The 15236-nt window shown below is 45.4% G+C and carries 14 protein-coding genes; 1 reads left to right on the forward strand and 13 read right to left on the reverse strand.

What is annotated here, in order from left to right; genetic code table 11:
- Positions 1 to 29 precede the first annotated feature (29 nt).
- From K401_RS0129315 to K401_RS0129350, 8 genes are all read right to left on the reverse strand, one after another.
- Positions 30 to 248, reverse strand: a complete 219-nt coding sequence (locus K401_RS0129315) for a hypothetical protein (RefSeq protein ID WP_024296291.1) — start codon at positions 246 to 248, stop codon at positions 30 to 32.
- 425 nt (positions 249 to 673) lie between these two features.
- Positions 674 to 1021, reverse strand: coding sequence for a VOC family protein (locus K401_RS0129320; RefSeq protein WP_024296292.1), 348 nt, complete (start codon positions 1019 to 1021; stop codon positions 674 to 676).
- Positions 1022 to 1182: 161 nt separating this feature from the next.
- Positions 1183 to 2463: an SLC13 family permease gene (locus K401_RS0129325; protein WP_024296293.1), complete on the reverse strand. Its 1281-nt coding sequence runs from the start codon at positions 2461 to 2463 to the stop codon at positions 1183 to 1185.
- A gap of 45 nt (positions 2464 to 2508) precedes the next feature.
- On the reverse strand, positions 2509 to 3603 hold the full coding sequence (locus K401_RS0129330; protein ID WP_027352263.1) for a PdxA family dehydrogenase: 1095 nt from the start codon (positions 3601 to 3603) through the stop codon (positions 2509 to 2511).
- A gap of 1 nt (position 3604) precedes the next feature.
- Positions 3605 to 4513, reverse strand: coding sequence for a 4-hydroxy-tetrahydrodipicolinate synthase (dapA, locus tag K401_RS0129335; RefSeq protein WP_024296295.1), 909 nt, complete (start codon positions 4511 to 4513; stop codon positions 3605 to 3607).
- Between the two features lie 33 nt (positions 4514 to 4546).
- Positions 4547 to 5710 (reverse strand): iron-containing alcohol dehydrogenase, encoded by a 1164-nt coding sequence (locus tag K401_RS0129340; RefSeq protein WP_024296296.1) that lies wholly within the window; start codon positions 5708 to 5710, stop codon positions 4547 to 4549.
- A gap of 54 nt (positions 5711 to 5764) precedes the next feature.
- Entirely contained in the window at positions 5765 to 6928 is a 1164-nt protein-coding gene (locus K401_RS0129345) for a sialidase family protein (protein WP_024296297.1), read from the reverse strand.
- Positions 6929 to 6953: 25 nt separating this feature from the next.
- The gene (locus K401_RS0129350; RefSeq protein ID WP_027352262.1) at positions 6954 to 8201 is read right to left on the reverse strand and encodes a four-carbon acid sugar kinase family protein; all 1248 of its coding nucleotides are present in this window, start codon (positions 8199 to 8201) and stop codon (positions 6954 to 6956) included.
- Between the two features lie 245 nt (positions 8202 to 8446).
- On the opposite strand from K401_RS0129350, the gene K401_RS0129355 reads away from it, so the two are divergent.
- Positions 8447 to 10231 carry a sigma-54-dependent transcriptional regulator gene (locus K401_RS0129355; protein ID WP_024296298.1) on the forward strand — a complete coding sequence of 595 codons (1785 nt, stop codon included), beginning with the start codon at positions 8447 to 8449 and terminating at the stop codon, positions 10229 to 10231.
- 272 nt (positions 10232 to 10503) lie between these two features.
- On the opposite strand, the gene K401_RS0129365 is transcribed toward K401_RS0129355, so the two are convergent.
- The 5 genes from K401_RS0129365 to K401_RS0129390 form a co-directional block, all read right to left on the reverse strand.
- Positions 10504 to 11043: a class I SAM-dependent methyltransferase gene (locus K401_RS0129365; RefSeq protein WP_027352261.1), complete on the reverse strand. Its 540-nt coding sequence runs from the start codon at positions 11041 to 11043 to the stop codon at positions 10504 to 10506.
- Positions 11044 to 11074: 31 nt separating this feature from the next.
- Positions 11075 to 11461: a NifB/NifX family molybdenum-iron cluster-binding protein gene (locus tag K401_RS0129370; protein ID WP_024296300.1), complete on the reverse strand. Its 387-nt coding sequence runs from the start codon at positions 11459 to 11461 to the stop codon at positions 11075 to 11077.
- 61 nt (positions 11462 to 11522) lie between these two features.
- A complete protein-coding gene (locus K401_RS0129375) occupies positions 11523 to 11930 on the reverse strand; it encodes a DUF134 domain-containing protein (RefSeq protein WP_024296301.1) in 408 nt (135 codons plus the stop codon).
- Positions 11931 to 12154: 224 nt separating this feature from the next.
- Positions 12155 to 14473: an FtsX-like permease family protein gene (locus K401_RS0129385; RefSeq protein ID WP_024296302.1), complete on the reverse strand. Its 2319-nt coding sequence runs from the start codon at positions 14471 to 14473 to the stop codon at positions 12155 to 12157.
- A complete protein-coding gene (locus K401_RS0129390) occupies positions 14470 to 15153 on the reverse strand; it encodes an ABC transporter ATP-binding protein (RefSeq protein WP_024296303.1) in 684 nt (227 codons plus the stop codon). Before K401_RS0129390 ends, K401_RS0129385 begins: the two co-directional genes overlap by 4 nt.
- Positions 15154 to 15236: the final 83 nt, after the last annotated feature.

A 15236-nucleotide genomic window follows, 5' to 3' on the forward strand; every position in this document is an offset into this window, starting at 1 on the left:
CACGGCTGCTCCTGTCCATTTTACTCCTGCTATTCTCCGCTTTTATGACCTCCAATCTGCCTGTTACGTTCTATGGTGGTACCAGCCTTCTGTAACCTCCTGTCTTTTTCCAGTTCTGCCGGACCGGTAAATAAGTCATACTGTTCCATCACATAGGGTATCATAGCTCGGTAGGAATTAGTGGCAACAGACATGGATGTGGTTCCTATCGCCGGTTTTAATTCCAGTTCATTAGAATATCCAATCATCAATGCCAAACAATCGGTATAGCGAATCCTCATTTGCGCGGGTAATATGGCCCATATTGACAATGCCTATATGATTCAGGTCCAACCAGTAAATTGTATTCCTCTATAAAAAAACTGCACTCCTTTAGTCTGACATGTTGTTTTATAACATGCCTGACTTTTGGGGTGCAGGTCAAGCGGATATTCGCAATCCGCTTCGCTACTTGCTCACGGCGTCCCCGATAGTGCGGGGGAGGCCCTGCCCCGCTTTATCGGGCATAACCGAACAGCAGCTGTCGCTGCCTGTCAGGTGGAGCTTGTACTCCACCTGACACAAGCAAGTCCCCACCTATCACTTAATGCTTTTCGCATTTGAAGTGGGGAACTTACTTGATTTGGTTGAACCGGGGGCTAATTTTAATGTGTTGATTCAATTGGTTTTTCTCTTACTTTTGCATAATATGGATGGCAAAGCCGCCAAACTCACCGTCTAAATATACGTTCTTCAGTTTGCCATCCTCGGAATATGCGGCAGTATCCATGTTAAAGGAGAAACCTTTCTCTTTTAACTCTTCTGCTGCAGCGGTCAAATCAGGTGTACGCATGGCGATATGACCGTTTGCCCCCAGGAATGGAGCCTTCATACACTCAAAGTAAGGACCGCCGAATTCGGACTTTTGTCCATGACGAGGCTCCAGGTTAAACATCATACTCAGAAGCTGAGCCAGTTTCTCTGCCTCCTCAGCATTTGGGGTGTTGATGCCGATATGCTCCAGTTCAAATTTATTATTCATAATCATACCTCTTTCTCAAAATGTCGGAAGATGATCCGTTTCATATAAAGCCGGATATTTTTTTAAATACATTGAATGCGTTCGGTCACTGCCTGCCGTAAACCATATGAGAGACCATGGACCGATCAAAAAGATTACCATTCATTTAAGTAATTTAGAATCTACATTGGGAACAACAGCAAAGCTCCGGCAGTTAAAGCAAGCAGACGGATAAAGTACATGGGAATTGTATATTTCCAAAACTCGATCAGCTTGTACTTACCAATTCCCATTACCATAGCCGGCATACCGTCAATTGGTAAGAAATGGCCATTCCAGCCCGAAACTACAATTGCAGCAGCAGCAGCTGTTGGATTCAGACCCAAGCTCATACAGGTAGCAATAGCCATAGGTGCAAATACATACACAGTACCTATAGTGGATCCTGTAAGGGTTGCAAGTACACTTGTTAACATACAGAAAACAAAGATCAGGATGAAAGGATTGATATTAGTGCCCAGCATATTAGCTACAGTTTCGCCAACTAAAGCAGTTAATCCTGTACTGCCAAGAGCATCAGCAACACCGATCACGCCAGCAGACATCAAAATAATTGGAGCACCGATGTTGTTACGAATTTCATCGAAATTCAGAACACCGACAGCTAAAACCAGACATGCAGATAAACCCGGAATCATATATCCTGCATCGCCAACCTTGCTTTGAAGAATCATACCAACAACTGCTGCTATAAAGGCTGCATATGTTGTATTTTCTTTCCATTTTGGTAAATCGTAAACTGTTTCTTTAGACTTATCAGCGTCGATTTCTGTATCTTCAACATTTTTGTCAGGCAGAACTTTATAACCAATTAAAGCCCATACTACATAAGCTAATGAAAGTATTAGATTTACAATAGAGAATTTTGCTAAGGACACGCTGGTAATACCTGAACCAGCAGCTCCTAAAACAGCAATAACAATACCATATTGTAATGTAACATTTACAGGAATTAGTGGATGGTTAGCTGCGAAACCAGCAGCAGCAATAACTTTACCACGCGGTAACTTGTCAGTATACTGTATGGTAGATAATATACCTAAGGTAAGAACATAGAATGCAGTTGAGCCCGTGCCAAAGATACTGCTGGCCAGCATAACGATAATAAATAACAGTATATATGCCTTAAATCCACCTTTGTTAGCCATGTTCAAAATTGTTTTTCTGAAAGTACCAATAAGGCTGGTTTTTTGAAGAGCTGCCACGATTGCCATAAAAGAGGCAAGCATAATAATGGTAGCGTTAGAAAAACCGCCGAAAGCAGTCTTGATATCGGTTATTCCAAAAAGAACCATCAGCAGACATGCGAGAATTGGAGGTGCGCCGAACGGAAGTTTTTCTGTCATGATCAAAATAATCATGAATGCAGTGATAGCAATGGCAATAATCATTGGGACAGTCATTTGATTGAACTCCTCTCTTTTATACAGGATTATTTTTATACAATATCATGCTTCTTTCCTGGCATGAACCATAAGGATGGCATAATCTATGGCATTGACCAGGCTCAGCTCGCTGGAACGGCCGCTGCCTGCAAGGTCTATGCCTGTGCCATGGTCCACACTGGCCCGAATGATAGGCAGGCCCAGAGTCACGTTAACACCTTCAACAGCCTCCCAGCGCTTTTCCTCACGGTTATAAACAAAGCCTTTCACCTTCAGCGGGATATGACCTTGATCGTGGTACATGGCCACAACGATGTCATACCATCCGCCCAATGCCTTAGAGAACACGGTATCGGGAGGGGTTGGCTTCTTTTCAGGGATAATGATGCCCTCAGCCATAGCAGCCTCAATTGCAGGCTGGATTTCTTTCACTTCCTCCCAGCCGAACATGCCGTTCTCACCACAGTGGGGATTCAGCCCTGCAACACCGATTTTAGGCTCTTTAATTCCCAATGCTTTACAGCCTTCGTTAGCAATGCGGATGCAATCCAGGACACGATCTTTCTTCACACGATCACAAGCTTCACGTAAAGACACATGAGTGGAAACATGGACTACCCGCAGATCGCCGTGAGCCAGCATCATGGTGTACTTCGGTGTGTCCGTGTAATCAGCATAAATCTCGGTATGGCCTGAGTAGTGATGGCCAGCCATGTTTATGGCTTCCTTACTCAGGGCATTGGTAACCGTAGCATCGATCTGGCCATCCGTAGCCAGCTGAATAACTTTTACAACATACTGGAAAGCTGCCTCGCCGCCCAGGGCACAGGCTCCCACACCAAAAGGCTCAGGCACATCCAGTTTAGAGGTATCCGGAATTTCATCTGCAGGAATCAGCCCCAAATCCATCAGGTCGATGGTGCCATAGGTGTACTTGCCTTCGGCAGGGGTAGAAACCACATTCAGCTCCAGATGAATGCCGTGAACCTTCCCGGCCACCTTCAGAGCGTAACTCATGGAAGTTTCGTCGCCCACTACCAAGGGCTTACAACGTTCGTAGAGTTTTGCATCTGCCAGTGCACGAACGGTAATTTCCGGGCCATTTCCAAAGGGGTCACCCATAGAAATACCAATAACAGGTTTCAATTTTATATTCATATCAGCACATCCCTCTGTCGGCGTTTTCCTTCAAAACCTGTTTTAGCGCGTCAATACCTTCGTCGCACAGGTAGTTGAATGGACGGCGGCAGTCGCCTACAGGATAACCCAGCATAGAAACAGCCTTTTTAACAACAGTGTTAGGGTTGCCATATTTGAATACGGCACGGAAGGAGGCGATGGAGTCTTGTGCTGCTTTAGCCTCTTCCAGCTTACCGGCCTTGAACAATTCATAAATAGATGCCAGAACATGAGGATATACGTTGGCACATCCTGCGATGCCGCCTGCACCGCCTGCCTCCAGGCAAGGCAGAATTAATGAATCGTTTCCGGACAAAACACGGAAGTCTTTGTCCAAGTCCCTTGTAAGATTGATGTAGGCAAGTAAATTATCCCAGTCACCGCTGGAATCTTTGGCACCCATGATGATGTCTACATCTTTAGCCAGCTTTGCAACGGTTTCAGGAAGCAATTTGTTGCCTGTGCGTGCAGGGATGTTGTACAGCACGATTGGAATATCTACATGCTTGGCAATTTCTACATAGTGGTCATAAAGCTCTTTTTGTGAAGCAAGAGCAAAGCTGGGAGTGATAATGGACAGCACGTCGGCGCCAAGCTCCTGAGCCTTCTTGCTGATACGAATGGTATCAGCCGTGGAAATGCAGCCGGTACCTGCATACACCGGAACACGATGTTTCACTTGGTCGATAGCAGCCTCAAGAACCTGAATTTTTTCATTTTCACTTAGAATGTAGCCTTCACCGTTGGTTCCGAATGGGAACAGACCATGGACGCCGCCCTCCAACAAACGTTCGATCTGGTTACACAGCTCCTTCAGATTAATCGATTCATCGGGATTCATTGGGGTTAAAATCGGTGGGATAATGCCTTTTAATTCAATATTCCTCATAATAACGCTCTCCTTCTTTATTTATAAAATAATTTATAGGATTTCTAAGTACAGATTTCTTGCATCCTCTGCAGTTACAGGGCGCATGTTATTTACCAGCAAGCGCTGCACTTGCATGCCGGCCTCTACTAAGCCATCCAAATCCTCAAGCGGAACGCCGAATTCCTTTAAGCTGGCCGGAATGTCTAAATGACGTACGATTCGCTCAAGCTGCCCAATCATCCACTCTGCCTTTTCATTCGTTGTCCGGCAGATCGTTTCGGTGTCATGGCAGCAGCGATCATATACTAAAGCAAAACGATCCTGACAGAAAGGTGCATTGAAACGCATAACCGGTGCCAGCAAGATTGCATTGGAAACGCCGTGAGCAATGTGATACTTTCCGCCCAAAGGGTAGCTTAAGGCGTGTACAGCTGTGGTACCGGAAGCTGTGATGGCAATTCCGGCATAGAATGCAGCAATCTGCATCTTGTTCTTGGCATCCATAGCCTCAGGATCATCACAGGCAGGAATAATATTGTTCAAAATCAGATCAAGCGCTTCCATTGCAAAGGTGTCTGAGAACAGATTAGCCTTTTTGCTGGTGTAGCACTCAATGGCGTGAGCTAAGGCGTCCACGCCGGTAGCTGCAGCAATCTGTCTGGGTAAATTTTTAATCATGCGGGCATCTAAAATTACATAATCAGCAATCATATTTTCATTTACTATGCCAACTTTCAGCTCTTTTTCCGGAACCGCAACAATGGCATTTGGAGTTACCTCCGCACCGGTGCCGGCGGTGGTGGGAATAAGAATTGTCGGAACACACTTTTTCGCGCGCCCCGGCTCATCCAGCAGTTCCTTTACACCGTATTCATCAGTTACAAGTACGCTGGCCAGCTTGGCAGCATCCAAAACACTGCCGCCGCCGCAGGCGATAATCATATCTGCGCCGCTTGCTTTAAATTGATCAACAATATTCTGCACCGCCATGTAGGATGGCTCCGGCGGAATCCCGTCCAGCACATAGTAATCTGCTCCCCCGGCCTTTACTGCAGCTTCCGGCAAATCAAACAGGCCGGAAGCATGTATTCCCTTGTCGGTAAACATGGCTACACGCTTAACGTAATTATTCTTTAATATTGCAGTGATATTGTCTATTGAGTTTTCGCCGCCGTAGACGGCATGGGGCATTCTTAAATTATATACAGTCTGCATCTGATATCACTCCTATTGATCGTAATTTAGTGAAAGACATCCTTATAATGTTGTTTATTTTGTGCCCTCGCCGGATGTAGGGTTGTACACGCCGACGTACTCACGCTTTGCGCCGATCACGTCTTTTTCGGTGAAGCTGACGTATTTAATGCACTTACGGGTGTAGGCTGCGTATGTCAAATGCAGTCTGCCATCAGCGCTCTGCATCAGGTAAGGGTACTCGTATTGCTTGTTGTTTGTTTTGTTCTCCTCACCCATGTATCCCTCTCCACGTTCCATCAAGCGGATTAACGGGAAAGTAAGGCCGCCGTCTTCGGACAGTGCCACAGCAACAGGACAACGCAGCCCCGGCCATGCAGCTTTGCCCGGAACGGGAGATGGCGTGGCGGTGGGGTTATATGCCACAGCAACACGGCCGCTTTGGGTACGGATCGCACTTATAGAGGAGTTATTATTTGGCAAAGGAGTAGGTTTCGGCTCTGACCAGGTTTCGCCCCAGTCCAGAGATTCGCTGCGGTAGACGTGGTCGGCCTCACGGCTGCGCATGAAAGCCGCAAGGTGCCCGTCATCAAGCTCCACAACGGTAGGATGAACACGGCCACGGCTGTTCGGCATTTCTACCATTCGCCAGGACTTACCCTGGTCATCAGATATCTGAAATACACTGGGGTCGCCGGACAGGCCTTCTTCGGAGTCTGTGCACAGCCAGTTGCCAAAAATCCAGCGGCCATTTTTCAGAATCTGAATGGGCTGGCGGCAGAAGCTGCCTTCTCTTGGGAAAACGGTCTCATAGCCGCCCCAGGTCAGGCCGCCGTCAAAGCTCTTTTGGCATCTGATTTGAGAAGTGAACTGCATGTTATCTTTGCCCGCAACGCGGTCCAGCTGCGCGGTGTACATACACCAGACAGCACCGTCAGGACCGTAGAATAAAGATGGATTCTGCTCGCTGCGCTTGGGATCACCGGATACGGAGACCGGCGGCCTCCATCGATCGGCCCCCTTGGGAAGACGGGCACATACAATATGCACGTCGGCTTCTCCTTCATAGGTTCCCGCAAACCAGCAGCACAGCATGTCACCGTTTGGAAGCTCCAGCATTGCAGGAGAATGACAGGTAGCAAAAGGGCCGGGAGGTACCATGGATTCCACAGTACCCATTTCTTCGTTGCGGTAAATACGACCGTCTAAAGTCAGACCGGCAAGAGTAGGATAGCTCATAATATATACCTCCAGTTCATATTTTTTATTTCCAGGAAATTTTTTCTGCTAATTTTATCAGTAGATCCTGATATCCAAAACCACCGGATTTTGAAATAATATGATATGTTTTTTCTTTGTAAATAAATTCTGTTAAAACAACGCCGGTTGCCATTTCGCAAATTGGCGTCAGCTCTGAAACATCTAACGCCTGCATTAACGCCATGAGCGTGTCTCCGCCGGTGCACAAAAGAGTGGCGTTCAGACCGTGGTCAAGCATTCGCTTAATCAAAGCTGCCAGATTGTCCGAAATTTGCACCCGAAGCTGTTCCGTTGTCAGGTTGTGTTCCTGTGCATAGATACGGGTATCCTCATACCCTTCCGGGTCATTAACATCAAGAATAAAGCGTTTTTTCGCATATGCCTGTGCCAGCCATTGACCAACACATTCGGCCGCCGGCTCACTATCCGCCCAGCCGCCTTCCAGTTTTTGAACAGGGTTCAAATTCACATGGGGAAAGCCGTATTCTTCTGCCGCTTTCATTTGGCTGATCGTTACCGGATTAACACTGCCGCAAGCTATAAACAGTGTATCTTCAAGCTTGGGCATTTTGGAGGCAGGCCCATTCAAATTCAGCATATCTGCCAGCACCGCCGCAAACCCGGCACATCCTGCACAGAATCGCAGCCTCTCCAGCCCCAGTTTTCTGCCGATGTGCTTTAAATCTGCATCTGTCTCAGCATCAAATACCTGGATTCCGGGATTTGAAATCTGATACTCTTTATTTTGTGGATGTATCAGAACCGGCACATTCGTTTGCTGTCCAAGGATTTCCGCCACCGCCGAGTCCAAAATCGGTTCAAAAGGATCCTGGCCAAAAACGGTCTGGGCCACAGGTACACCGTCGATATAGTGAATTCCCTTACGGGTGACCCTGCCCAGTTTGGGAAAGGCTGGGAGAAACGGTATGGCGCTGACACCTGTTGCGTCCATCAGTGCCGTCAATTCACTGCCAATATTTCCCCGCAGTACAGAGTCTGTCTTTTTATAAATGTAAGCAATTCCGGCTTGAAATGCTCTATGTACTATGCTGTACACAATCTCATAGGCCTCCCGTGGCTGCAGATGCCGGGTTTCTGCCACCACCACTAAAACTTCTACCGCTTTTTCAATTGTTCGGAAATCATAGTTTAAATCTGTGACCACGATTGTTGCTGTGCCCCTGGCTGCAAACTGCACTCCTGTGTCAAGTGCTCCTGTGAAGTCATCAGCAATGATCAGAAGCTTTACCATACATTTACCTCCTGTTGTTTCATTTTGAAACAGTATAGAAGGGCTAATTTCTTTTTTGTGCATTTTGGAAATTGTCAATCCCTTTTAGTTTAATTTTATATTCATTTTATATAAATTTTATTGCTTTCGTCAAGTTATTTTCGGCTTTAAATCGTTTATATTTGAAACATACAAAAAATTTATTGCTTATTTTTTGTGCATTTGGTATAATATGTTCAAATATGAAACGCAATATGGAGGTGTTTATGAAAAACTATATTCGTGTTTTGGGCATTGCGCCCTATGAGGGAATGAAAATTCAGATGCTCAATCTGGCGAAAGAATATCCCCAGATTGATTTGACAGTCTATGTTGGTGATATGGAGCAGGGCCTTATTATCGCCCAGAATAACTTTCATGGAGATTACGATGTGGTAATTTCCCGTGGTGCAACGGCGCAGATGCTGCGGCGGCAGCTAACCATTCCGGTTATTGAGATCGAAATTTCTATGTATGATATTCTCTGTGCCATCAAATTGGCCAACGGACTGAAAAAAAAGATTACCATGATTTCTTTCGCTGATATCCGAAACCATGTGCTGCCCTTATGCGACTTGCTGGAATGCGACATTGATATCCATACAGTGGATTCTATTGAGGCAGTGGAGCCGACTCTGCGCAGCCTTCAGGAGAAACAGTGTGAGACCATTCTCTGCGACGTGATTGTTAACACCACGGCACAGCGGCTGGGAATCAATTCTTTCCTTATCACCTCCGGAATGGACAGCATCCGAAATGCCTATAACCAGGTATTGCTGCTGTGCGAAAGCCAACAATACCTGCGGGATGAAAACTTGTTTTTTCGGGAGCTTATCCGAGGGCAGATCGGGCAGACGATTGTCTTTGACAGTCAGGGAAATCTGTTTCTGTCCACGCTGGAAGATCCAAAGCCTGAATTATTGGAATTGCTGCGCCAGGAACTATCCCAAGGACAGCAGGAGGGGGATCAGCGGATCAGCCGTTCTCTGAGAGGCATGCGCTACTCCATTCGTGTCCGGCAAATTGCCAGCGGTACTTTGAGATATACCGCTTTTTTCTTCGATGAAAGAAAATTGACCGTATCCTCAAACCAGATGGGAATCAGTTTCTCCGGCCGGGCAGAGGCAGAGGCAGCTTATTACAACAGCATTTTCAGCTTTGCGGGAAATCTCCAGGGCTTTCAGCAGGAAATTGACCAAATAGGCCAAAGTACCGCCCCTGTCATCTTCACAGGCGAGGATGGCACAGGTAAGGAATCTGTCGTCAGCATGCTTTACATCAGGGGCCCGCTGCGGAATAACCCCTTAGTATCCATCAACTGCAGCCTGCTGAACGACCGCAGCTGGGTGTTTCTTATGGAGCATCACAACTCCCCATTGGCAGACGAGGACAGCACCCTATACTTTTCAAATGTGGATGTATTATCTCTGGAACGGCAGTACCAGCTAATCGCTGTTCTGACAGAGATGGATGTGTGCCGGCGAAACAGGGTAATGATTTCCTGTGTTTGTCAGAACGGTGAATATATATCCAAAGTAGGTGCCCTTTTCCGGGAAAAACTTTCCTGTCTTTCCTTGTACTTACCCCCGTTGCGCCAGCTCTCTCATCAGATTCCCACTTTGATGAATCTATGTCTGAGCCACATGAACGTCAACATGCCCCGGCAGATTCTGGGTGCAGACCCGGAAGCGCTGTCTCTGCTGCAAAGTTACAACTGGCCCCATAATTACACCCAATTCCGCCGGGTAATTGGGGAACTTGCGGTAACGGGTACAGGCCAAATCATCACCGCCGAAAATGTCCGTCAGGTACTGCTTAAGGAACGGCACGTTGGTGCTTTCTCCTCCCAGAAAGAAAATGCCGCCACTCCTCTGGATTTAAACCGTACGCTTACAGAGATCAGTCAGGACATCGCTATCCGGGTGGTCAATGAAACCGGGGGCAACCACACCTCAGCAGCCAAACGTTTGGGCATCAGCCGCACAACCCTATGGCGTCTGATGCAAAAATAATATAAAAAAAGCACGCAGGTTTTTGTTAAATAAACATATGAATGCCTGGGATGAACAAAAAAAGCCAGTAAAACATTTGTTTACCAGCTTCAGACTGCAGACAAAGGAGACAGAGCACGTTGATCCCAGCCATTCCATTTGCCATTTATCACGATATCTCTTAAACAGCAATAAAAAAGACTATATTTCTCATTAAAGAAAACATAGTCTCTTGTGTTTGGTTCTGCATAAAAAGGCAATGAATTTTTGAACCCAACCTTACAAAAATATCATTAATCCATGCATCTGAAAACAGAACAGTAAAAATTCTCTCCCAGCTCAAAATGCTGTAACTGATGTAATCCATAGTTACGAAGGTCTTCCGCCAGCTGTATACGATCCAAGCGATGCTCAACTGAAGGCCCCATGGGCGTTTGCCGTTTATGAAACTCTATAACAGACAACACTCCGCCTTTGGTGATTATCCTCTTTATTTCATTTACCATTTTCTGCACATCAGGCACTTCATGTAAAACGGTACAAAGCAAAATAACACTGCAGGATGATTCCGGCATTGCTTGAATGCCGTTTATGATCATGACATTTTCAAGCTTCTTTTCTTCTGTTCTTACCCGCAATACCTCCAGCATTTCGTTGGAAATCTCCACTGCATATATTTTATTATTTGTTATTTCAGCAGCAGCGAATGTAAATATTCCCGTACCGGCTCCAACATCACAGAAAGTATCTCCGTCTTTGAGGCCGATTCGTCTGAGTGTGTCCTTTGGGGTCAGTTCCGCAAGTCTGTTTGGATTCTCCAGTTTATTATTCATATTCGTTCCCATACTCCTGTTTGTCATTGATTCAGTGAGGCTCACAGCCATGGTCGTGTCCCTCACAAATATGACCCTCCTCATGGTGATGACCACATGTAACATTGGAATCGTAATTCAGCTTTTCCTGTAGATAATCCTCTACAGCCTTATCCGCCTCACCAATTACTCCGCCAAAGAATTGTATGCCATTTTCGATCAACAAATTTTGGGCGCCGCTGCCAATGCCCCCGCAGATCAGCACGGAAACCTTTCGCTTTTTAAGAATGTCAATGAGTTCACCATGTCCGCGGCCATCTGCAGAAAGGATTTCTGCAGCGGTAATTCTGCCATCACTTACTTCATAAATTTTGAAGGTTTCCGTTTTCCCAAAATGTTGAAACACCTGTTTGTTCTCATAAGGTACTGCAATGATCATGATTATAACCCTCCTGTAATCTATTCACTCCATTGTTCAAACTGACTCGTGTCCGGAAGTCTCATTCTGATTGTTCATCACAGGTATGGGACTGAATGTCCTTCTCTCCCGCAGCCGTTCTTTCCGGATGCTGTTCCCTATGGCAATGTCTGCAGCCGCAATGAGATGTGCGGTCATTGCAAAGGACATAATTACCGCCTTCCAGGTACAGCTTCTTTCCCGTCACAAGACACTCCGCTAATTTGACACGGGCACTGTTATAGATTGCCTGTGCCGTTGTTCTGGCAACCCCCATCCGCCCGGCGCATTCTTCCTGTGTCAGCCCTTCCAGATCGATAAGTCTGATTGCCTCAAATTCATCAATAGCCATGCTGATTGCCTGTTCACTTAATTCCGGAGTATCCAGCGGACCGAAAACCTTGCTCTGAGGCATACAGCATACCCGCCTGCATTTGTGAGGTCTTGGCATATAGTTACCGCCTTTCCAAGTCAATTATATAAATGGCATATGCCATTTATATAATAATTATACTCTGTTTTTGGCATATGTCAATAACCTAATTATAAACATCATCAGCATCTCCCAATGCCACCGTTGTTTGGCATGGCTGTTCTTTAAAAGGCATAGCTATACCACCGCCGAAACAACGTTTTTTTATTTCCGTGTTCCGGCTGCCTAAATACACTTTACTGTTATCCTGCATTCATAATATTAACAATGCTCATTTTTTCGATCTTCTTAGTTGGTGAAATCACCGCGATAAAGGTTGTTAGGATCGCGGCTAAAATGACAGCAGTCAAAACCACAAGCGGCGGCTGCCAAAGCTCTCCCCAATTGGATGTTATCAACATTCCGAAGAAGAAACGGTGTAAAATTAGTCCTAAAATTCCTCCCGTCAGGCTGCCGGATATAGCGTAAGCAGCAGCCTCAGCCGTTACCATTTTTTTAAGCTGTTTACCTGACATGCCCACTGCACGCATCATGCCATAGTTGCCAATACGACTGGAAACACTTGCGTTTACCGTGTTGATAATATTGATTAAGGCAACGAGTGCAATGACCATCAAAAATCCATATACAAATACTGCCATTGCGAGATAACTTGTGCGTACCTCGCTGTTATGTTGCTGAAAATCCAGCAGTTTCATTTCCGGTGTAATCAGACTTCTGACCTGACCGGAAATGTCCTGCTTAACCTGTATATCAATAATTTTATAACAATCTACCCCGGTTAAGGCTGTAAATGTGTTTTCTGAGCAAAGAATAATCCACTCGCCATTAGCTGAATCAAGGGGAACATCGGAAACAATACCGGCAACCTGTACCTCATGCAGCTTTCCGTTCATGTTCAGCGTAATCGTATCGCCAATCTGCCAATTAAATTCCTGTGAATACCCGTAATCAACCAATACACCGTTTCCGTTTTTAACATTTTCAATACTGCCGGTAATAAGCGAATCTTCTGCCCACGCAAATTGAGGCTCGTCATAGGAAACCAGTGTGGCCGTATTGGTATCCCGTTTGTCGCTTGCAGGAATGTCTGTGTAAAACATACGTCCATAGATATTCTCTATATGAGGAAGTGCATTTATTTCTTCTTTGAGTGAACGTTTAAGCAGAACGGTATCCTGGGTTCCCTCGATGGATAAATCAGGCGCATAAGGCTTCAACGGATTTAACGCATGGTTCATAAAGGTAATTAAGATTGAAAAGCACAAGAACAGGACTATGCTGATTGCAAAAGAACCCGCAATCAACACCATGCTCTTTTTATTGGAAAAAGCGTGGCGAACACCCATTGCGGTATCTACGTGAAGCATTCTTGTGTTTGACGCTCTGTTTATTTGCAAATTATTGGTTTTATTGATATTGCCCGTTACAGCAGCTTGAGGAGATACCCTGGCGGCTTTTTTTGTGGGAGATTTTGAAGCAAGCAAAACAACCAGGAAGCCCATTATAATTCCCGAAGCCATACCAATCCAGCTGATCTGGAACATTGGCATTTCAGGAAGATATTCCGAGTTCAGCCTGTTTAAAAAAAAGAGTGCTGTCCACAATATAACACATCCGGCCAATAATCCGATAGGTATTCCTTTTATACAATACTGAAGTCCCTCAAGTCGGATATATCGTTTGATTTGCTTTTTGGTTGCTCCAAGACAGCGCAGCAATCCGAAAAATTGTGTCCTTTCCAAAATGCTCATGCTAAAGCTGCTGGCAATCATGAATGTACCTGTCATTGTCACAAGAATAAATAAAATTGCAGCTGTAAGATAAACTTCTAACACAGTGGTGTCATTGCTCTGTCCCATTAGGCCAAGTAGCATGGCATTTGTGGAAACCTGTTTATCAGTCAGACCATATTCCGCTTTGATTTCCGAAAGCGCCTGATTGATATTTACACCGTTTTTGAATTGAATGTAATCATACTCTTGATATAGTTCAGACGGAAGCGTACGCATTCCAGCAGTTGACAGCTGTAAACCGTGAGCGTCCGTACCTTGCAGGCTAGAGAAATCACCGTAGATTCCAGTGATTTTATACTGCCTTGCCTTTCCGTCAGAAAAATCAATTTCAATTGTGTCACCAATGGAAAGACCAAACTGTTCAAGACCCTGACTGTCAAGCAAGGCTTCTTGCTCCGATTCAGGATAACGTCCATCAGAAACAACCAAATTCATTTGTTTCGCAAGCTCTTCGCTGCTGCTCTGAACAATAAGTTCCTTTCCCTGATATGTTATCGCATCAGCCATACCCAAAAAACCGGATACATTGATATCACCGCGACTGTCTATGGAGGCTGCTGTATCGTCTGAAATATCTGAAACAATAGCGTGCCAGTTACCATACCGGCGTATCGATTCATTAATTTGGGATTTCAGGCTCATATCGGCCATACCGAAAATAGCTGTTACCAGCATGACGGATATGGCAATACATATTACAGTCAGCCTATTTTTCTTTTTATGTACTTTTGCATATTCTGAAACAAGACCAAGATAGCTGTTCATTGGGTATATCCCCCTAGATCTGTGAGAACACCGTCCGACACTTGCAGCACACGGTCAGCCGCAGAAGCAATGCTCCGGTTATGAGTAATCATGATAATTGTCTGCTGATAGCGTTTAGACGCTGTTTTTAAAAGCGATATAACCTCACTGCTGTTTTGGCTGTCCAGATTTCCGGTCGGTTCATCTGCAAGAATCAGCATAGGACGGGTAATCAAAGCACGTCCTATGGCTACCCTCTGCTGCTGACCGCCGGATAACTGCCGTGGCAGGTGATTCCGCCTGTCCTTCAAGGACAACACAGCTAGAATTTCCTCTACATAAGCCTGATCCGGCTTTTTATAGTCCAGCAGAACGGGAAATGTAATGTTCTGCTCCACATTAAGTTCCGGTATCAGATTAAACGCCTGAAAAACAAAACCAATGTTTCTGCGGCGAAAGATAGTAAGCTTTTCATCTTTCATGCTGAATATATCATTGCCGTCAATTAACACCTTGCCGGAAGCAGGAGTGTCCAGTGCACCGATCATGTTAAGCAATGTGCTTTTTCCGGAGCCGGATTCCCCTATAATGGCAGCAAATTCTCCTTTAGGAATCGAAAAGCTCACATTCTTTAGTGCATTGACCGCAGCTTCACCTGTACCATAGGTTTTGCTAATTGTTCTCACTTCTAATAAATCCATATCTTATTACACCTTTCCAGGCAGTTACGATTCATTACGTTTTTATAACTGCCTAAGGATACGCTAACATCTGCACCTTACTC

Source organism: Lacrimispora indolis DSM 755 (genome assembly GCF_000526995.1).
GTDB lineage: Bacteria > Bacillota > Clostridia > Lachnospirales > Lachnospiraceae > Lacrimispora > Lacrimispora indolis.